General features: G+C 68.3%; 21 protein-coding genes. 17 read left to right on the forward strand and 4 right to left on the reverse strand.

Annotation, left to right across the window (positions count from 1 at the left end; all coding sequences use genetic code 11):
• The first annotated feature begins 10 nt into the window (after positions 1–10).
• The 15 genes from V1457_RS29130 to hypB all read left to right on the forward strand — a co-directional run bounded on the left by V1457_RS29130 (position 11) and on the right by hypB (position 9,939).
• Positions 11–1,798 carry a nickel-dependent hydrogenase large subunit gene (locus tag V1457_RS29130; protein WP_338598358.1) on the forward strand — a complete coding sequence of 596 codons (1,788 nt, stop codon included), beginning with the start codon at positions 11–13 and terminating at the stop codon, positions 1,796–1,798.
• Between the two features lie 11 nt (positions 1,799–1,809).
• Positions 1,810–2,343: a nitrogen fixation protein NifU gene (locus V1457_RS29135; RefSeq protein ID WP_338598360.1), complete on the forward strand. Its 534-nt coding sequence runs from the start codon at positions 1,810–1,812 to the stop codon at positions 2,341–2,343.
• 5 nt (positions 2,344–2,348) lie between these two features.
• A complete protein-coding gene (locus V1457_RS29140) occupies positions 2,349–2,954 on the forward strand; it encodes a DUF5947 family protein (protein ID WP_338605154.1) in 606 nt (201 codons plus the stop codon).
• 22 nt (positions 2,955–2,976) lie between these two features.
• Complete coding sequence (locus V1457_RS29145) at positions 2,977–3,186, forward strand: hypothetical protein (RefSeq protein WP_233627977.1); 210 nt, start codon at positions 2,977–2,979, stop codon at positions 3,184–3,186.
• Complete coding sequence (locus V1457_RS29150) at positions 3,183–3,845, forward strand: DUF6084 family protein (RefSeq protein WP_338598362.1); 663 nt, start codon at positions 3,183–3,185, stop codon at positions 3,843–3,845. Before V1457_RS29145 ends, V1457_RS29150 begins: the two co-directional genes overlap by 4 nt.
• On the forward strand, positions 3,842–4,477 hold the full coding sequence (locus tag V1457_RS29155) for a hypothetical protein (protein WP_338598364.1): 636 nt from the start codon (positions 3,842–3,844) through the stop codon (positions 4,475–4,477). The genes V1457_RS29150 and V1457_RS29155 overlap by 4 nt, the downstream gene beginning before the upstream one ends.
• Before the next feature lie 6 nt (positions 4,478–4,483).
• Positions 4,484–4,615, forward strand: coding sequence for a DUF6893 family small protein (locus V1457_RS29160; protein WP_255520920.1), 132 nt, complete (start codon positions 4,484–4,486; stop codon positions 4,613–4,615).
• A gap of 113 nt (positions 4,616–4,728) precedes the next feature.
• Entirely contained in the window at positions 4,729–5,343 is a 615-nt protein-coding gene (locus V1457_RS29165; RefSeq protein WP_200072061.1) for an SIS domain-containing protein, read from the forward strand.
• Positions 5,340–5,561 (forward strand): HypC/HybG/HupF family hydrogenase formation chaperone, encoded by a 222-nt coding sequence (locus V1457_RS29170; protein ID WP_200072060.1) that lies wholly within the window; start codon positions 5,340–5,342, stop codon positions 5,559–5,561. Before V1457_RS29165 ends, V1457_RS29170 begins: the two co-directional genes overlap by 4 nt.
• 38 nt (positions 5,562–5,599) lie before the next feature.
• Positions 5,600–6,253: an SIS domain-containing protein gene (locus tag V1457_RS29175; RefSeq protein WP_200072146.1), complete on the forward strand. Its 654-nt coding sequence runs from the start codon at positions 5,600–5,602 to the stop codon at positions 6,251–6,253.
• Positions 6,253–6,525, forward strand: a complete 273-nt coding sequence (locus tag V1457_RS29180) for a HypC/HybG/HupF family hydrogenase formation chaperone (protein ID WP_200072059.1) — start codon at positions 6,253–6,255, stop codon at positions 6,523–6,525. The genes V1457_RS29175 and V1457_RS29180 overlap by 1 nt, the downstream gene beginning before the upstream one ends.
• Positions 6,526–6,535: 10 nt before the next feature.
• A complete protein-coding gene (gene hypD / locus V1457_RS29185) occupies positions 6,536–7,663 on the forward strand; it encodes a hydrogenase formation protein HypD (RefSeq protein WP_338598369.1) in 1,128 nt (375 codons plus the stop codon).
• Complete coding sequence (gene hypE / locus V1457_RS29190; protein WP_338598371.1) at positions 7,660–8,748, forward strand: hydrogenase expression/formation protein HypE; 1,089 nt, start codon at positions 7,660–7,662, stop codon at positions 8,746–8,748. The genes hypD and hypE overlap by 4 nt, the downstream gene beginning before the upstream one ends.
• A gap of 24 nt (positions 8,749–8,772) precedes the next feature.
• Positions 8,773–9,102 (forward strand): hydrogenase maturation nickel metallochaperone HypA, encoded by a 330-nt coding sequence (locus tag V1457_RS29195; RefSeq protein WP_338598373.1) that lies wholly within the window; start codon positions 8,773–8,775, stop codon positions 9,100–9,102.
• Positions 9,103–9,276: 174 nt separating this feature from the next.
• The gene (gene hypB, locus V1457_RS29200; RefSeq protein WP_338598375.1) at positions 9,277–9,939 is read left to right on the forward strand and encodes a hydrogenase nickel incorporation protein HypB; all 663 of its coding nucleotides are present in this window, start codon (positions 9,277–9,279) and stop codon (positions 9,937–9,939) included.
• Here hypB and hypF read toward each other — a convergent pair.
• Positions 9,932–12,220, reverse strand: a complete 2,289-nt coding sequence (gene hypF, locus V1457_RS29205; RefSeq protein ID WP_338598377.1) for a carbamoyltransferase HypF — start codon at positions 12,218–12,220, stop codon at positions 9,932–9,934. The genes hypB and hypF overlap by 8 nt on opposite strands.
• A gap of 147 nt (positions 12,221–12,367) precedes the next feature.
• On the opposite strand from hypF, the gene V1457_RS29210 reads away from it, so the two are divergent.
• Positions 12,368–13,486: an acyltransferase gene (locus V1457_RS29210; RefSeq protein WP_295148524.1), complete on the forward strand. Its 1,119-nt coding sequence runs from the start codon at positions 12,368–12,370 to the stop codon at positions 13,484–13,486.
• 1 nt (position 13,487) lies between these two features.
• Here V1457_RS29210 and V1457_RS29215 read toward each other — a convergent pair whose 3' ends face one another.
• The 3 genes from V1457_RS29215 to V1457_RS29225 form a co-directional block, all read right to left on the reverse strand.
• A complete protein-coding gene (locus V1457_RS29215; RefSeq protein ID WP_338598380.1) occupies positions 13,488–14,852 on the reverse strand; it encodes a S28 family serine protease in 1,365 nt (454 codons plus the stop codon).
• Positions 14,853–15,082: 230 nt separating this feature from the next.
• Positions 15,083–16,087: a cellulose-binding protein gene (locus V1457_RS29220; RefSeq protein ID WP_338598382.1), complete on the reverse strand. Its 1,005-nt coding sequence runs from the start codon at positions 16,085–16,087 to the stop codon at positions 15,083–15,085.
• 338 nt (positions 16,088–16,425) lie between these two features.
• Positions 16,426–16,995 carry a TetR/AcrR family transcriptional regulator gene (locus V1457_RS29225; RefSeq protein WP_200072051.1) on the reverse strand — a complete coding sequence of 190 codons (570 nt, stop codon included), beginning with the start codon at positions 16,993–16,995 and terminating at the stop codon, positions 16,426–16,428.
• Between the two features lie 269 nt (positions 16,996–17,264).
• On the opposite strand from V1457_RS29225, the gene V1457_RS29230 reads away from it, so the two are divergent.
• Positions 17,265–18,755: an aldehyde dehydrogenase family protein gene (locus tag V1457_RS29230; protein ID WP_338598384.1), complete on the forward strand. Its 1,491-nt coding sequence runs from the start codon at positions 17,265–17,267 to the stop codon at positions 18,753–18,755.
• Positions 18,756–18,761 lie beyond the last annotated feature (6 nt).

The following is an 18,761-nucleotide window of genomic DNA, read 5'->3' on the forward strand; positions in this document are numbered from 1 at the left end:
GCCCTCCCGGATGACCACCCACCCCACCACGGACACCGAGCGGCGCACCCTGGTCGACGTCGAATTCGATCCGATCACCCGGATCATCGGCAATCTCGGGATCTACACCAAAGTCGACTTCGCCAACGGAGAAGTCGCCGAGTGCAAGAGCACCTCGTCGCTGTTCCGCGGCTACAGCGTGTTCATGAAGGGCAAGGACCCGCGCGACGCCCACTTCATCACCAGCCGGATCTGCGGGATCTGCGGCGACAACCACGCGGTTTGCTCGATCTACGCGCAGAACATGGCCTACGGCGTGAAGACTCCGCCGCTCGGTGAGTGGATCATGAACCTCGGCGAGGCCGCCGAGTTCATGTTCGACCACACCATCTTCCAGGACAACATGGTCTTCATCGACTTCTGCGAGAAGATGGTCGCCGAGACGAACCCGTCGCTGCTGCCCCGCGCGGAACGCAAGGACGCACCTCGCGGGGACGTGCACGGCTACCGCACCATCGCCGAGATCATGCGCGCCTTCAACCCGTTCGAAGGCGAGATGTACAAGGCGGCGCTGGAAATGTCGCGCATCACGCGGGAGATGTGCTGCCTCATGGAGGGCAGGCACGTCCACCCGTCGACGCTCTACCCGGGTGGCGTGGGAACCGTCGCCACACCGCAGGTATTCACCGACTACCAGGTCCGCCTGGTGCGGGTGCTGGACTTCATCAAACGCGCGGTGGCGATGAACGACGACGTGTTCGACTTCTTCTACGAAGCGCTGCCCGGCTACGAAGAAGTCGGCAGGCGTCGCACCCTGCTCGGCTGCTGGGGCTGCTTCCAGGATCCCGGCGTCGTCGACTACTCGTACCGGAATCTCAACGCCGCGGGAAACGCGATGTTCGTGACGCCGGGAATCGTGGTGGACAATCAGCTGATCACCACCGACCTGGTGGACATCAACCTCGGGATGCGGATCCTGCTGGGCAGTTCGTACTACGAGGACTGGACGGCCGAGCACACCTTCGTCGACCGCGATCCACTGGGGAACCCGGTCGACCAGCGCCACCCGTGGAACCAGACCACGTTGCCCGCACCGCAGAAACGCGACCTCGACGGCGGCAATTACAGCTGGGTCATGAGTCCGCGCTGGTACGACAAGCGCACCGACGACCACTTGGCGCTGGACACCGGCGGCGGACCGCTGGCCCGGCTGTGGGCCACCTCGCTGGCCGGCAAGGTCAACACGCCCTACGTCCGCTCCACCGGCCACAGCGTGCAGATCGACCTGCCCCGCGGGCAGGGGCTGCCCGGCATGAGTCTGGAGTGGACACCGCCGAAGTTCCCGAACACCCTCGAACGCAACCGCGCGCGGATGTACTTCGTCGCCTACGCGGCCGCAATGGCGCAGTACTTCCTGGACCGCGCGCTGGCCGAAGTCCGTTCCGGGAACACCAAGGTTTTCGAGGACTTCACGGTGCCCGACGAGGCCATCGGCGTCGGATTCCACGAGGCCGTGCGGGGTGTGCTCTCGCACCACATGGTGATCAAAGACGGCAAGATCGCCAACTACCACCCGTACCCGCCGACTCCGTGGAACGCCAGCCCGCGCGACACCTACGGCACGCCCGGACCGTACGAGGACGCGGTGCAGGGCCAGCCGATCTTCGAGGAGAACGGGCAGGACGACTTCAAGGGGATCGACATCATGCGCACGGTGCGCAGCTTCGACCCGTGCCTGCCGTGCGGTGTGCACATGTCCCTGGGCAACGGTCGCGTGCTGCGGAAATCGCACTCACCGATGTTCGGCCTCGGATCCTGACGAGGTTCGCGATGCCTTGGGACGACGAGGAAGCCCGCGACCGGGTCGCACGGACCGAGGCGGAACTGTCCGCTCTCGGCGCGGAGACCGGTCTCGTTCCCGCAGTGCAGGCGATGGAAGCCGTCGCGCAGATCGTGGCGCTGTACGGAGAAGCACTGACCCGCATGGTCGATCACGCGCTCGAGTCCACTGAGGTCGTTGATGCGTTCGTCGGCGACGAGTTGGTGTCGCATCTTCTCCTGGTGCACGACCAGCATCCGCTGGATTGCGCGACTCGGGTGGAGATGGCGTTGCAGCAGGTTCGGGAACGAGGCGTCGGCGCCGAGCTCACCGGCCTTTCCGGGAACACCGCGCGAATCCGCTGCGAAACAGCGGGATGCCGATCGACGTTGCAGAACGTGCGCTCCGCCATCGAGGAACCGCTCGGGCGCCTCGCCCCCGAGATCGACCACATCGAGATCGACGACGCGGGCGAGAACGGTTCACCGACCGTGATACCGGTCGATGCGCTGTTCACCGGTGGCCGCGTACCGGAAGCGGGGTGAGCCGGATGCCCGGCTCGGTGCTGCGCCGCATCGCACAGCAGGCGAACTCACGTCCCGCGGTTCGCGACGATTCCGCGCCGCGATGCGAACTTTGCGCGGACGCTTTGGACGAGCGGCACCGGCACCTGCTCGACACCGGCAGCGGCGCGGTCTCCTGCGCGTGCCCTTCGTGCGGAGTGCTATTCGATTACGGCAACGGTGGTGGGCAGCGCAGGCTCATTCGGTCACGACCTCGCCGGCTGGACGATTTCGTGCTCGACGACCTGGCTTGGATCGCCCTCGGCGTACCGGTCGGCTTGGCGTTCTTCGTCCGAGACGGCGCGTCCGGCGCGGTCACCGCCTTCTACCCCAATCCGATCGGAACCATGCGAACCGACGTCGACCCGGAGTGCTGGAAGACCGTCACAGCGTCGAACCCGGTCCTGTCCGATATGGACGACGACGTGGAGGCGCTGCTGATCGACCGTCTGCGCCAACCAGCGGAGTACTGGCTGCTGCCGCTGGACGAATGCCACCGCCTCACCGCAGTGCTGCGGACGCACTGGCGCGGTTTCGGCGGTGGTGCCGAGGTGTGGGAGCACATCGACCGGTTCTTCGCGCGGCTGCGCTGATCCGGGCAAGGAGGAGCGGAACATGAGCAAGATCGAAGTAGGCAGGTCCGGGATCCACCCGGACACTCCGTCGCACATCGACGGCATCGCGGAAGGCAATGAGACCGGCAACTACGAGAAGCAACCCGGGCACCTGCCGGACGGGCACGCCACCGCGCGCCGCTCCACCGGTGTCCGCGCCAAGGACCGGGATCCGATCCTGCCTTCGATGCCGAACCTGTCACCGTCGTGAACGCGCCGAACGCGGACACGGAGCTCGCATTCGCCGTGACCGAAGCGCGCGCGGCGGAACTCGCGGCGGTTCCCACGCTGCGCTTCGCGATCCGGGTTTCGGACACGACGGGCGTGCCGATCCAATCGATCACGCTGAGCACCGCCATCCGCATCGCGCCGGCGAAGCGACGTTACAGCCAGCAGCAAGCCGCGCTGTTGGCCGACCTCTTCGGCGCACCGTCGCGGTGGGTCGACACGATGCGTCCGCTCACCTGGGCACGTGTGACCACTGTGGTGCCCGCGTTCACTGGTGAGATCGTCGCTGATCTGCCGGTGGAATGCGGGCACGACAACGAGCTCGCGGTCGCGAAGTACTTCCACGCCGTGCGCGCAGACGAGGTGCCGCTGCAATTCTTGTTCAGCGGCACCATATTTCACACCGACCGGCAAGGATCGCTTCGCACCCGGCGCATTTCCTGGTCGAGCGAGGCGATCTTCGCTCTCCCGGCGGAAGTGTGGCACGACGCCGTCTCCGGCCCGCACGGTCACCGGTGGCTCCGGCTGTCCGGAGACCGGTTCGACGCGCTGTGCGCCTACCGGTCGCGACGCGGTTTGACGGATTGGGACGCGGTGGTGGATGCGCTCACCGCCGGCGAAGAGAACGGAACCGCCACATGATCCGCGATCGAGGTTGGCGCGCCGGAACCCGCGTTCGGCTGCGCCCATCGCAGCGGGCCGACATCGTCGACCTGGCGCTGACGGGCCGGACCGCGCTGGTGGATCGCATTGAGGTCGGCGCCGACGGACGGATCCACGTCGTGGTCGTACTCGATGACGACCCCGCCCGCGTCCTCGGGCCGATGAGCCAGATCGGACACCGCTTCTTCTTCACACCGGAAGAACTCGAGCGGCTCGACGAGCCCGGCGACACCGGCCCACGAACACTCATCGCAGGGCTGGGTGACGGATTCAATCCGGCCGACGTATTCGGGTCCACAGTGGTACAGCGGCTGCGCACCGCCGAGCTCCCCGGGCGCGTCGACGTCGACGACTTCGGCATCCGCACCGGCGACCTCGTGCACGCGGCACGCGGATACGACGCGGCGCTCGTAGCGTGTACCCGGCGACTCGGGCACCAGCCCGCGACGGTGCGGCTGGTCGACTGCGAGGAACTCCCGCACGTGCACCACGTCGTCGCGTACGAACCCGGCACCGGTGCGGTCCCCGAAACCGCCATCGGCGAGGCGGTGCGGCTCATCGAAGAACTCACGGCCGAACTCGCCGAATCGGCCACGCCAAGCGAGAGGTGAATCCCGTTGCACACCAGGACAAAGATCAAGCACCCAAACCTGCTGCTGATCGCAGGCGCGCTGACCGTCGTGGCCATCGCGGGCATCGCCATGCAGCTGCCCGAGATCCTGCGCTACATCAGGATCGAACGAATGTGATCCGGTCCTTCTTTCAGGCGTCCCGATCGGACTCGGATTGTGCGCGGCTCACCCGCGGTCGACGCTGAAGGTCGTTTCCGCGCGACTCCCCCAGGAATCGAGGTGGCGCACGAATGTCCTGGCAATCCACCGACAGCGCCGGGCAGGCGCTGCAAGACCTGTTCGACCGCCGCGTCGAGCCGGTCGAACGCCTGCTCGGGGACGCCGAAGCGGTGGCGCGGGCCTGCCACGACATGGCACGGCGATTTCATGCGGGCGGCAAGCTCATCGTGTCCGGAAACGGGGGACCGAGCACGGACGCGCAGCACGTCGCCGTGGAATTCGTGCACCCGGTGATCGTCGGCAAGCGCGCGCTGCCCGCGTTGTCGCTGACTTCGGACGTCGCCACCGTCACCGGGATCGCCCGCGGCGCCGGGATCGACGAGGTGTTCGCGCATCAGGTCCGGTGCTTGGGCGAGCCCGATGACATCGCCCTCGGGATCTCGGCCGACGGCGACTGCGAGAACGTGCTGCGCGGGCTCGTCGAGGCCGACCGGCGCGGACTGCTGAGCATCGGGCTAGCGGGCGGCGAAGGCGGCGCGATGGCGGCCACCGGACTGGATCACGTGCTGGTCGCGCACTCCGACGATCCCCGTGTCGTCAAGGAAGTGCACGTGACGATCTACCACGTGCTGTGGGAGCTCGTGCACGTCTTCCTCGAGCAGCCCGGCGTCTGGGAAGCCGCATGAGCGCCGATCTCGGCAACTCCTGCGAGTCCGCCGAGTCCTGCGTCACTTGTTCGGACCAAGCCGTTGCAGTGCGCGTGGAGCGGCTGCTCGGTTCCGGGTTGGCCATCGTGTCGACCACGAACGGCCGCGAAGAGATCAGCGTCGGCCTGGTGAACGCCCGCGAGGGCGACACGGTGCTCGCGCACGCCGGCGAGGCCATCGCAGTCCTGAAGGAGTAGTGACCACTGTGGAACAATCCGCACCCGCCGGGGCGGAAATGCTGTATCCGTTCCTGTCGCCGACCATCGCGGACATCGACGCGCTGCTGGTGGAAGTGCGCGAATCGACCAGGTCGAAAGCACGCGAGATCACCGAGCTGCGGGCGGAATTCCTGCGCCGCGACGGGGCTCGCATCCTCGCCTGCGCCGAAGCGATGGCCGAGCGGTTCGCCGGTGGCGGCCGGTTGCTGGCGTTCGGCAACGGCGGCAGCTCCACCGACGCGCAAGACCTCGCGAGCCTGTTCCTGCACTCCGACCCGGACCGGCGCTCGCTTCCCGCGTTCGGACTCACCAGCGACATCGCCGTGGTGACCGCGCTGTCCAACGACGTCGGCTTCGACGTGGTGTTCGCGCGCCAAATCGGAGCGTTCGGGCGCGCGGGCGACATCGCCATCGGATTGTCCACCAGCGGGAATTCCGCGAACTTGCTCGACGGTTTCGAGGCAGCTGCCCGGATGGGGATGTTGACCGTGGGGATCGCCGGAGACCACGGCGGACGAATGGCGGAATCCGCGAGCATCGAGCACCTCTTCGTGATCCCGTCCACCTCGGTGCACCGCATCCAGGAGGCGCAGACCACGCTGTACCACGCCCTGTGGGAACTGACCCTGCTCGCGCTCGGCGAGCCCGGAACGCTAGCGGGGAGAAGCTGATGTGCCTGGCGATTCCCGGTGAGATCGTCGAGGTACGCGGCGACGGCTCCGATCTGGCCACAGTGGACGTCGGCGGTGTACGCCGCGTCATCAACATCGGGCTGCTGAGCGAACAGCCGCCCGGACCCGGCGACTGGGTGCTGATCCACGTCGGATTCGCCCTGTCGGCAATCGACGAGCAAGAAGCGAAAGCCGTGCTGGAACTGCTCGAATCGGTCGGTCAGGCGTACGCCGACGAGCTCGACGCGCTGAGCGGCACGGACGTCGAGTAGAGGAGGGTCGATGCGTTTCGTCGACGAATACCGGGACGCCGCGAAAGCTCGTGCACTGGCTGCCGAGATCGCCAAGCTCGCGGACCCGGCGCGGGAGTACCGGTTCATGGAAGTCTGCGGCGGGCACACGCACGCGATCTACAAGCACGGCATCGAGGACTACCTGCCGGAGAACATCACGCTCGTGCACGGGCCGGGATGCCCGGTGTGCGTGATCCCGATGGGACGTGTCGACGACGCGATCCACATCGCGCGGCAGCCCGAGGTCTTGATGACCTCGTTCGGGGACATGATGCGCGTTCCCGGTGGCGACGGGAACTTCTTCGATTCCAACGCGGAAGGCACCAACATCCGCATGGTGTACTCCCCGCTCGACGCGCTGAAGGCCGCGCGGCACAACCCCGGCCAGCACGTCGTGTTCATGGCGATCGGGTTCGAGACCACCGCCCCGTCGACCGCGATGACGCTGCTGCGCGCGCAGCAGGAAGGGCTGAAGAACTTCTCGGTCTTCTGCAACCACGTGACGATCATCCCGGCGATCAAGGCGATCCTGGACTCACCGGACCTGCGGCTGGACGGATTCCTCGGGCCCGGTCACGTGTCCACCGTGATCGGTTGCGCACCGTACCGGTTCATCGCCGAGGAGTACGGGAAACCACTGGTGGTGGCCGGCTTCGAGCCGCTCGACGTGCTGCAGTCGATCCACCTGCTGCTGGTGCAACTCGCCGAGGGCCGCAGCGAGGTCGAGAACCAGTACCGCAGGGTCGTGCCGTGGCAGGGAAACCGGGCCGCGCTGGAAGCCATTTCCCGCACGATGCGGCTGCGGCCGTACTTCGAGTGGCGCGGTCTCGGCTTCATCTCGCACTCCGCGCTGCGGCTGCGCGAGGAGTACTCGCGGTTCGACGCGGAAGAGCGCTTCGAGCTGCCCGGAGTGCGAGTGGCGGACCCGAAGTCCTGCCAATGCGGTGAAGTCCTCAAGGGAGTGCTGAAACCGTGGGAGTGCAAGGTGTTCGGCACCGCCTGCACACCGGAGACACCGATCGGGACCTGCATGGTCTCCCCCGAGGGCGCTTGCGCGGCCTACTACAACTTCGGCCGGTTCAGCCGGGAACGCGTCCGGGAAGCGAGCAAAGCATGACCGAGAACCCGACCCGCGATGCGGAAGAACTCGTGCTGCACCGGATCGAGCGCGCCCGCGGAGCCCGGCCACGGATCAAGGAAGAGCGGATCACCCTCGCGCACGGCGCGGGCGGCAAAGCCACCCAGACCTTGGTCGAGGCGCTGTTCCTGGCCGAGTTCCGCAACGAGTTGCTCGAACCGCTCGGGGACGGTGCCGAAATCTCGTTGCCGCACAACAGGATCGCGCTCACCACGGATTCGTTCGTGGTGTCCCCGCTGTTCTTCCCCGGCGGGAACATCGGTGATCTCGCGGTCAACGGAACGGTCAACGACCTCGCCGTCTCCGGCGCGGATCCGCTCTACCTGTCGGCCGGCTTCGTGCTCGAGGAAGGATTTCCGGTGGCCGACCTGAAGCGCGTGGTGCGCGCGATGTCCGCAGCCGCGACCGCCGCCGGGGTCCGCATCGTCACCGGGGACACGAAGGTCGTGGACAAGGGCAAAGCGGACGGCTGCTACATCAACACGACCGGGGTCGGCGTCCTGTCCGGTTCCCACAGGCTCGGGATTTCGCAGGCACAGCCGGGCGATGCAGTGCTGGTGACCGGGCCGATCGGCGCGCACGGAGCGACGATCATGCTCGCCCGGGGAGAACTCGACATCGAAGCCGACATCGTTTCGGACACCGCCGCGCTGCACGGGCTCGTCGCGAGCCTGTTGGACGACGTCCCCGGGGTGCGCGCGCTGCGGGACGCCACCCGCGGTGGAGTCGCCACCGTGCTCAACGAGATCGCGCGAGCCTCGGAAGTGGCCGTCGTCCTCGACGAAGGTTCGGTCCCGGTCGGCGGGCAGGTACGCGGAGCCGCGGAACTGCTCGGCATCGATCCGCTCTACGTCGCCTGCGAAGGGCGCGCCGTTGTCGTCGTCGACGGCTCGGAATCCGAAGCGGCACTGGCGTCGATGCGGAAACACCCGCTGGGGGCGGAATCGGCGGTGATCGGCCGGATCGGCGCCGACCCGCCGGGGATGGTGCTGGCCAACACCGCGTTCGGCGGTACGCGGGTGGTGGACCTGCTCGTCGGCGATCCGCTGCCGCGGATCTGCTGAGCTGGCACTGCGATCGGAGGCGCTGTGCACGAACTCGGCATCACCCGCGGTGTCGTCGAAGCCGTGCTCGATGCGGCCGGTGATTCCCGGATCATCCGCCTGCGGTTGGAGATCGGCCGGTTGTCCGGGGTGGTGACGGACTCGGTGCGGTTCTGCTTCGAGCTGGCCGCGGAGGGCACTTCGCTGGCCGGGGCGCGGTTGGAGATCACGGAACCGGGCGGGCGGGCGGAATGCCGGGCGTGCGGGCGCGAGTTCGAAGTGGACTCGGTGCTCGCGCTGTGTTCCTGCGGCAGTGCGAACGTCGCGCTGATCGCCGGACAGGAACTTCGGATCAAGGAAGTCGAGATGGCGTGAATGTGCGCGACATGCGGGTGCTCGGACGGGTCGGCGCGGGTGGACGGCCGGGCAGTCGGTGCCGCTGATGGGATCATCCCGGAACACCGGCAAGGCCTCGAAATCGAGCATGAGAACGGCGTAGACCATGGCCACGGGCACGGGCACGAACGGTCCACATCGGACTCCGCTACCTTGCTGCTGGAGCAGCGGGTGCTGGCCAAGAACGACGGCCTCGCGCGCCGCAACGCGGCGTGGTTCGACGACGCGGGTCTTCTGGTGCTCAACGTGATGAGTTCGCCCGGTTCCGGGAAGACGACACTGCTCGCGCGCACCCTCACCGAACTCGGACCGAAAATCGCGGTCTCCGTGGTGGAGGGAGACCAGGAAACCGACTTCGACGCCGACCGACTGCGCGCCACCGGCCGCGACGTCGTGCAGATCAACACCGGCGCGGGATGCCACCTGGACGCCGAAATGGTCGCCGATGGCGTCCGAACCCTCCGCCCCGAACCTCGGTCGGTGATCTTCGTGGAGAACGTCGGGAATCTGGTCTGCCCGGCGTTGTTCGAGCTCGGCGAGCAGCACCGGATCGTGGTGGCCTCGACCACCGAAGGCGAGGACAAGCCGCTGAAGTACCCGCACATGTTCCGCGCGGCGAACATGGTGCTGCTCAACAAGATCGACCTGTTGCCGCACCTGCGGTTCGATGTGGACAGGTTCGTGCGCAATGCGCAGCTGGCCAACCCCGCCGTGCGAGTGCTGCGCGTTTCAGCGGATACCGGTCAGGGGATGCGTGCCTGGTACGACTGGCTCAGCGAGCGGGTGGACGAACTGGCCGCGAACACCCTCAGCTGATCCGGGCTCCGGCAACGACGGCCTGCCCCAGGCTGATGCCGCCGTCATTGGCAGGTACCCGTGAGTGCACCAGAACTCGGAACCCGTTGTGCTCCAACTCGGTGACCGCGCGGTTCAAAAGCAGAGCGTTCTGGAAAACCCCGCCGGACAGCGCCACCGACGACAAGCCGGTGGATTCCCGCAGCAGCGAGCAGGTTTCTGCGATCAGACGGGCGACCGAGTTGTGGAAGCGGGCCGCCACGGACGGTGCAGGGATTCCCGCCCGCAGTTCGGTGACCACCGAACGCACCAGATCGGTGCTGCGCAGCACGAGCTTCCCACCGTCCACAACGGACCCGGGAGGTTCGCCGAGTTCGCCGGTTTCGCCAGGGTCGGCGAGCTGTTCGAGCTCGATCGCGGCTTGGCCTTCGTAGCCGACCTGCTCGCGCACCCCGAGCAGGGCCGCGACGGCGTCGAACAACCTTCCCGCGCTCGAGGTTCGCGGACACAGCTCCGGGTGGCCTGCGAGTTCGGTGACCGCGCGCCAATTCTGCCTGCGCTGCGCCAGTTCCGGCTCGGGACCGTCCAAGTCCGGGCAAGCGCGCAAGAACGCCGCGGCCATCCGCCATGGTTGCAGGATCGCGGCCCGGCCACCCGGCATCGCCACCGGCTCCAGGTGCGCGGCGCGCTGGAAACCGGCCAAGTCCGCGATCAGGAACTCACCGCCCCACATCGTCCCGTCGGTGCCGAAGCCCAAGCCGTCGAACGCCACGCCGAGCACCGGCCCCGCCTCCTCGTTGTCCGCGAGACACGCGGCGATGTGCGCATGGTGGTGTTGCACCCCGATCAACTCGATGTCCGGGACCAACTCGGTCTCCAGGAGGTGCTGGGCGTGCTTGGTCGAGAGGTACTCGGGATGCAGGTCGTGCGCCACCACCTGCGGGTCGATGCCGAACAGCTTGCGGAAGTGCTCGATGCCCGCCCGGAAGGAACGCAACGTCTCGAAGTTCTCCAAGTCGCCGATGTGCTGCGAGACGAACACCTCCCTGCCGCGGGCGAGCGCGAAAGTGCTCTTCAGCTCAGCACCGCAGGCCAGCACCGCATGCGGGAACTCCCACGGCACCCGCACCGGCTCCGGAACGTAGCCGCGGGAACGGCGCAACGGCATCGGTCGGCCGCGGAACATCCGCACGACGGAATCGTCGGCGCGGATGTGGATCTCGCGGTCGTGGCCGAGGAACTCGTCGGCGATGCCGGAGAGGGCGCCGAGCACCTCGGCGTCCTCGTGGCAGATCGGCTCGTCGGACACGTTTCCGCTGGTCAAGACGATCGGTCCGGCGAACTCGCGGAGCAGCAAGTGGTGCATCGGGGTGTAGGCGACGAGCACGCCGAGCTGCCGATTGCCCGGCGCCACCGAAGGGGCCAAGCCGGTGCTCTCCAGGCGATCCAGCAGGACGATCGGCGCTCGCCACGAGCTCAACACGCGCTCCGCGGCCTCGTCGACCGCGCACAGCCGCCTGGCTTCACGCACGCTCGGAACCATGACGGCGAACGGCTTCTCCGAGCGGTGCTTACGGGCGCGCAGCTCCGCCACCGCGGCCTCCGCTCGGGCATCGACGGCCAAGTGGAAGCCGCCGATGCCCTTCACCGCCAGGACCTCGCCGCGGCGCAACGCTTGCGCGGCCGCTGCGATCGGGTCGCCCGGGATGGGAGCTCCCGCGGCGTCGGACAGGTTCAGAGCCGGACCGCAAGCGGGGCAGCACACCGGCTGCGCGTGGAACCGGCGGTCGACCGGATCGTCGTACTCGGCCGCGCACGCCGGGCACATCCCGAAATCGGACATCGTGGTCGCAGGGCGGTCATACGGGATGTCGCGGACGATCGTGAAGCGCGGGCCGCAATGCGTGCAGTTGGCGAACGGGTGGGCGAAGCGGCGATCCGCCCGGTCGGTCAGCTCGCGCAGGCACTCCGTGCACGTGGCGCTGTCCGGCGGGACGAAGGTGCTGCGGGAATCCTCCCGGCGGCTCAGCACGATCCGGAACCCGCGCACACCGAGCGGGGGCAGCGCAACGACGTCGATGCCGTCCACCACCGCCATGGGCGGCGCCTGGTCGCGCAGATCACCGAGGAACACCTCGATCTTCGCGGCGGGACCTTCCACGTCGATGAACACTCCGTGGCCGTCGTTGCCGACGTGCCCGCCCAAACCGAGGCGGGAAGCCAACGCGTGGGTGAACGGCCGGAAACCGACGCCCTGCACGACACCCGCCACCCGGACCCGCCTGCGCACCCGATCGACCACTCGCCGAATCTGCTGCCGCTGCGCCGAGGCGGCGAACGCTGCTCACCCCACCGGGCTAAGCGGAGTGCCATCGCCACCAGCTGCACCGCAGGGCAGCCGCGGGTCGGTAGCGAAAGCGGGCACAACCGGATTGGTACCGTGACCGGCGTGCCTGAAGGAACCACCGCCCCAGCACGCACTGCCTCGGGCACGAAGAGCCGCCGCAAGATCAGCTGGGACCTCGTGCGGGCCGGCTGCGTGCTGCTGGTGATGCTCTACCACGCGACTTTCCTCGGTGTGTACCTGCACCCCGAGCTGATCCCGCGCAAGATCGCGTTCCCGTACCAGGTGGGCGCGAGCCTGCTGCTGGTGATCTCGGCCTACTTCGCGTGCGTGACGATCGGGCGCGGTACGACGCTGCGTTACTGGTGGGGGCGGATCGCGCGGCTGCTGCCGCCGTTCATCGGCGCCGTGCTGGTCATCTTCCTGCTGACCCGGCTCGCCGCGATCGAGGGCTGGTTCTGGCCCACCTGGTACGACCTGACCTGGAACCTGCTCATGCTGTGGAACTGGCGACCGGCGGACTACGCGTTCATCGACGGGTCGCACTGGACGGTTCCGCTGCAGCTCATGGGGTTCACCGCGGCCGCAGTGCTGTACCGCAGCCGATGGGGGCACGGGCGGCGGATCCTGGTGGTGTTGTGGGCGGCAGTGCTGGTGCCGATGGCGCAGTGGCCGCTGCGGGTCTCCCAACCGCCGGAGCTGTACCGCACGATCGTCGACGGGATCGGCGTGCACCGCTGGCACCTGTTCGTGGTGGGCGTGGCGATCTGGCTGTGGTCGACCAAGCGGATCAGCTGGCCGCACTTCGCCGCGCTGCTCGGCTTCTGCATGATCGGACAAGCGCTGCACAACTACGCCGAAACGCCGGAGGGACTGGTCGCCGACTGGGGCTCGACCGTGGCGGTGTGCATCGGGATGGTCGTGATCGCGTTGACCGCACGCGGGCCGGACTGGAACAAGGTGGTCTCGGGACGGCCGGCGCGGGCCGTGCAGTGGTTCGCCGGGATCTCCTACGGCGTGTTCCTGACCCACCAGAGCGTCGGCTACCTGGTCTCGCGCGAGCTCCAAGACCTCGGTTTCGGGCCGACGCTGCAAACCGCGGGGTTCCTCGTCACCGGTGTGTTGCTGGGCTGGGCGCTGACCAAGGTCGTGGAACGGCCGATGCACCGCTGGCTGATGAAGGGCTTCGACCGGCTGGCCGCCCGGCGGACCGCTCAGGCTTGAACTAGCGGGGCATCCGCGGCACGACCGGACGGTCCAGTTCGGTGTGGAGCGGAGCAGGTGGCCGCTCGACACCCGCCCACCGACGCACCGTCCCCTCGGCCTCGGCGCGTTGCTGCGGCGGCAGGTTCTCGATCTTCGAGCCGTGGTTGCCACCGGGCACGGTGTAGCGGTAGGAATCCCGGCTTCCCGGACCGAGACGGAACGGCTCCGCGCTCCACGGGTCGTTGCCGCCGTTGACGAACATCAACTCCGAACCGCGCCCGCGAACCCAGGCGTCCACCCGCGCCATCGCGCCCGGGCGGAAACTCATCTCGATCTCCCGCGGGACGAAATCGCGCGGCCTGCCGATCTCCGGGTCGTGCAGCAGGTCCGCCAGCGGCTCGTGCGAGATGTCCTGCCAGCCGAGCTGGGTGCCCGCCTGGTAGTAGTACGGCACGTAGGAGTCCAAGCCCTGATCGGTGTAGGTGCCGAACTGCACCGTCTCGTCGAAGAAGGCGTACAGGGCGTCCGTGCTCGCCGACGGCGCGGGAATCTTCGGGCAGTCCTGCTGGCCGCGGTACTGCCAGAACGCGAACGGGGCATCCACGACCACCGCCTCCAGCGCACGGTCCACGTCGCCGACGATCCGATCGAAGGTCATGCCACGGGACTCGGCGTAGGCCGCGTACTTCGCGCGCATCTCGTCGCGACGCAGCAACGCCTCCCGCTGCGCCGTCGTCAGCGCGCGGCGGCACGCCGGATCGGAACCGACGTTCGCGAGGAACTCGTCGTAGCGGTCGTCGTCATTGTCCACGTCGTTCGGCGCGACATAAGCGATCGTTGCGGCGACGTCACGCGGGTAGAAGTGGCGGTGGTAGACCGCGGTCATCCCGCCCTTGCTCGCGCCCGTGGTCAGCCAGTGGGCCGAGTAGACCGAACGCAGCGCCTCGATCACCCGGTGCTCGTCGGTCGCCGACTGCCAGATGTCCAGATCGGTCCAGTCCGCGGGCTCCGGGCGGGACGGGGTGAAGAAGCGGTGTTCCAAGGACACCTGGTTGCCGTCCACCAACCGTGTCGGCTCGGCCCGCGTCGGCTGCTCCGGCAGGTCGTAGCCGGTGGTGTGGGCGACCGTGGGGCGGTCGAAACCGCGGTGCAACAGGGTGAGGCGCTGGACGAAACCGCCTCGTTCCGGATGGTGGTGATCGGCCGGTTGCGCGAAACCCAGATCCAGCAGGCGGAAGCCGGACTCGGTGGGCCGCTCGCCGAACACCGTCAGGCCGGGCACCGATTCCAGGCGAATCCGCAGCTCATCCACGGGTTGTGCCGCGGCCGGCATCCCGGCGAGCAACATGCACCCGGCCACTACCGCTGCCAGCCAGCCACGCACCGCGCCTCCCCATGACCATCGATCACGACGAACCTAATGGGTAACGGATCGGCACAACACCCGCGGAAGACGTGGCCGGGCAGCCGTCGCGGCAGGCCGAGCTGCGCGCCGGCCGCCGAGGCCGGGCCGTCCGAGCTGACGACCCGGGCCTCGTGGACCTCGGCCTGCGGACGCACCAGCGCGCCCCGAGCTCAGGCACACCAGCGGAGATCGCCCGCGCGGGTGGTGGTTCAGCGGGAGCTGGCCGACCCCGCCTCGGCGTTCGCGGCGACCGCTGGCTCCGGTGCCTCGGCCGCCTCCGCCTCGGCCGCCTTCGCCGTGAGGCCGCGCTGGCGGGGAACATCCACCTCCTGGTCATCGCCGAGCAGATCGTCGTGCACGACACCGGCGACGTAGGAGTCCCCCGCCTCGGAGTCCGCGTCCGACTCCACCGCGGTCAAGAACGGCTCGGCGTCGGCCATGATCTGCTGGGCCGCCCGCACCCGCTTGGCCAGGTCCTGCCGCATCCGCAGCATCGCCTCCGAGTGCTCGTCGGCGCGGCGGAGCCGGCGCTCCGACTCGGCGGTGGCCTCCACGACTCGGCGCTGCGCCTCGGCACGGCTGCGCTGCTCGCGCTCGGCCTGGACCCTGGTGGCCTCCTCGCGGCGTGCCGCCATGGAGATCTCGAAATCGTTCTCCACCTGGGTGCGCCGGGCCTCCGCCTCGTTGTCCAGCTTGCGGCGGTGCGCCTCGGCCTCGCGCGCCATGTGCTGGATGTCCCGGCGGGTCTCGGCCAGCGCCTCGTTGCGCTGCGTCTCCGACTGCCTGCGCCACTGGTCGGCCTCGGCGACCAGGTTCTCGTAACGGGTACGCAGCTCAGCGGCGGACTGCTCGGCGCGCGCCCACTCGTGCTCGGACGCCGCCTGCGCGGACGACACGACCTCCGCGGCCTCGTCGTGGGCCAGCCGCACCATCCGGCGCATCCGGTCGGACAGCGCCGTCTCCTCGATCGGCGTGCGGCAGACCGCGTCGTACTGCTCGCGCAGCTGCTCGATCTCGGCACGCGCCTGCTCCAGCTCCGCCGAGAGGTCCGCGACCTGGCTCAACGCCGCGTCGCGATCCTCGGTGAGCATCCGGACCTCGGCATCGGTCTGCTGGATGTAGAACCGGACCTGCGAACGGCGGTAGCCGTACCAGACGGTGTCGAAATCGGACTTCAGCGGTACCAGGTCACGATCTTCGTTGTTGTAGCCCACGGTCTCACCCCATTGATCATCAGTTGTTCTGCTGGGAGCGAGCCACGCCCCGACGCGGCAAAATCCGTTGTACACCCGCGAAAGCCTTCGGCGATGTGCTCCGCCGGGAGGAACCGGCGAACCCCGGACGCCACTTGCGCGACATTGCCGCGACGAGCCTGCCGACCGGAAAGATCACGCCGGACCTCACCGGCAGGCGCCGCCGGGCAACGGTGTCACGGATCGCTGAGTGCATTGTCCACCCCGACCGCGCATAAGATCAACTGTTTGAATTTCCGAAACCCGCGGGACATCCTCGGTCGGCCGCCCCGCCACCGAGGCCGAAAACCGTTGCGGCGTCAGCGATTTGCGGCAGGCGCCAGCACGCGCCGGAAAGTGGTTTCGATTTCATCTCGACTCGGCACCGACTCCCGGACGACGCCTTGCAGCAACAAGCCGCAAAAAAGCGCCGACAGTGCACGGCCCGTCACCGAATCGGTATAGCACGTGAACAGCTCCACCAGCTCCGCGTCCCACTCGTTGCTGACGTGCGCCAACGCGGGCCGGTGCAACGCGGCCATGTAGAGCTCGTGTTGCACGACAGTGCGCGAACGTTGCGGGCCGAGGTAGCGCAGTATGAGATCACCGAGCGCGGCGGCCAAGTCGTCCTCGCCGGACAGCGAGTTCGCCCACGCGCGCAGCTCGGCGACGTCGTCCTGCGCGGACTGGCGCAACGCCTCCGCGAGCAAATCGTCGAGCGTCCGGAAGTAGTACGTCGTCGATCCGAGCGGCACGCCGGCGGCAGCCGCGACAGCGCGGTGCGTGAGCTTCTCGATCCCCCGCTCGGCCACGACGTCGATCGCCGCCCTGGCGATGCGCTCCCTCCTCGCCGGATCCTTGCGGCGCGTCGCAGCCCCCGTCGACACCATGCGGCAAGCCTGCCACGAAACGTCCTCGCAGCGTTGCGGCCCACATCACGCTGCGTGCGTTTCCCCTGCGCACGATCCTGAAGTGAGCGCCGAAACGCGAGCCCCGAACCACGATGATGTACAGATGTACACGACCGGTGCTAGGGTCCTCCGGCAGCGCCGCCGCAGGGCACCGACGTCCCGGCCAGGCGCGCCCCGACGCCGACCGCACCGGCGCGCCGCGGAAGAGCCCGCGCAAACCCGCCACGCAGCCAACTACAGGGACACCCATGTCGAACGACGAAAGCCCGAACACGCTGTTCATCGACGGAACCTGGCAACCCGCAGGCGCCGGCGGCGTGCGCGAAATCCGCAGCCCCGCCGACGGCACCCTCGTCACCACCGTCTCCGAAGGCGACCGGAACGACACCGAACGGGCCATCCACGCCGCCCGCCGGACCTTCGACGACGGCACCTGGGCGAACACCTCCGCATGGGACCGCGGTGACCTGCTGCTGCGCGTCAGCGACATCCTGGTGCGCGACCAAGCCGAATTCGCCCGCGCCGAATCCGGCGACACCGGCAAACGCCTGGTGGAGAGCGAACAGGACATGGCCGACATCGCCGCCTGCTTCCGCTACTTCGGCAAACTCGCCGGGATCAACGGCGGCGACGTGGTCGACACCGGCTCGCCCGACTCGTTCAGCCGCGTGCGCTACGAACCCGTCGGCGTCTGCGGCATGATCACGCCCTGGAACTTCCCGCTGCTGCAGGTCGCGTGGAAGGTCGCGCCCGCGATCGCCGCAGGCGACACCTTCGTGCTCAAACCCAGCGAGCTCACGCCCAGCACCGCGATCCTGCTGATGCGCGCGCTCGACGAAGCAGGGCTGCCCGCAGGCGTGGGCAACCTCGTGCTCGGCAGCGGGCCGGAAACCGGCGCGCTGCTGGCCGAACACCGCGACATCGACCTCATCTCGTTCACCGGCGGACTGCACACCGGCCGGTCCATCGCGGCCTCCGCCGCAGCCACCGTCAAGAAGGTCGCCCTCGAACTCGGCGGGAAGAACCCCAACGTGGTCTTCGCCGACGCCGACTTCGACACCGCCGTCGACTACGCGCTGATGGCCGTGTTCCTGCACTCCGGGCAAGTGTGCTCCGCCGGGGCGCGACTCGTCGTGCAAGACGACATCCACGACGAGTTCGTCGACGAACTCGTGCGGCGAACCGAGAAGATCCGCATCGGCGGGCCCTACGACGAAGACGCCGAAACCGGGCCGCTGATCTCCGCCGCACACCTCGAGAAAGTTTCCGCGCACGTGGCCAAGGCCGTGGAAGAAGGCGCTGTGCTGCGCACCGGCGGGCGCCGCCCCGAAGGCGAGCGCTACGCCAACGGGCACTACTACCTGCCGACCGTGCTCGACGAAGTCGCGCAAGGCAGCTACGCCGTCACCGAAGAATCCTTCGGGCCCGTGCTCACCGTGGAACGCTTCACCGACGAAGACGACGCCGTGCGCATCGCCAACGACACGCACTACGGGCTCGCCGGCGCGGTGTTCAGCAGCGACGTGAGCAAAGCCCAGCGCGTCGCGCACCGGCTGCGGCACGGCACCGTGTGGATCAACGACTTCCACCCATACCTGCCCCAAGCCGAATGGGGCGGCTACAAACAATCCGGCATCGGCCGCGAACTCGGACGCGCCGGGCTCGGCGAATACCAGGAGGCCAAGCACATCCATCAAAACCTGCGCCCGCAGCCGCCGCGGTGGTTCGACGGCCGCTGACCGGGG

Origin of the sequence: Saccharopolyspora sp. SCSIO 74807 (genome assembly GCF_037023755.1) — a bacterium.
Lineage (GTDB): Bacteria > Actinomycetota > Actinomycetes > Mycobacteriales > Pseudonocardiaceae > Saccharopolyspora_C > Saccharopolyspora_C galaxeae.

Coding starts and splice junctions, on each gene's coding strand:
- V1457_RS29130 (WP_338598358.1), top strand. CDS start 11: ATGACCACCCACCCCACCACGGACACCGAGCGGCGCACCCTGGTCGAC.
- V1457_RS29135 (WP_338598360.1), top strand. CDS start 1,810: ATGCCTTGGGACGACGAGGAAGCCCGCGACCGGGTCGCACGGACCGAG.
- V1457_RS29140 (WP_338605154.1), top strand. CDS start 2,349: ATGCCCGGCTCGGTGCTGCGCCGCATCGCACAGCAGGCGAACTCACGT.
- V1457_RS29145 (WP_233627977.1), top strand. CDS start 2,977: ATGAGCAAGATCGAAGTAGGCAGGTCCGGGATCCACCCGGACACTCCG.
- V1457_RS29155 (WP_338598364.1), top strand. CDS start 3,842: ATGATCCGCGATCGAGGTTGGCGCGCCGGAACCCGCGTTCGGCTGCGC.
- V1457_RS29165 (WP_200072061.1), top strand. CDS start 4,729: ATGTCCTGGCAATCCACCGACAGCGCCGGGCAGGCGCTGCAAGACCTG.
- V1457_RS29170 (WP_200072060.1), top strand. CDS start 5,340: ATGAGCGCCGATCTCGGCAACTCCTGCGAGTCCGCCGAGTCCTGCGTC.
- V1457_RS29175 (WP_200072146.1), top strand. CDS start 5,600: ATGCTGTATCCGTTCCTGTCGCCGACCATCGCGGACATCGACGCGCTG.
- V1457_RS29180 (WP_200072059.1), top strand. CDS start 6,253: ATGTGCCTGGCGATTCCCGGTGAGATCGTCGAGGTACGCGGCGACGGC.
- hypD (WP_338598369.1), top strand. CDS start 6,536: ATGCGTTTCGTCGACGAATACCGGGACGCCGCGAAAGCTCGTGCACTG.
- hypE (WP_338598371.1), top strand. CDS start 7,660: ATGACCGAGAACCCGACCCGCGATGCGGAAGAACTCGTGCTGCACCGG.
- V1457_RS29225 (WP_200072051.1), bottom strand. CDS start 16,995: ATGGTGTCGACGGGGGCTGCGACGCGCCGCAAGGATCCGGCGAGGAGG.
- V1457_RS29230 (WP_338598384.1), top strand. CDS start 17,265: ATGTCGAACGACGAAAGCCCGAACACGCTGTTCATCGACGGAACCTGG.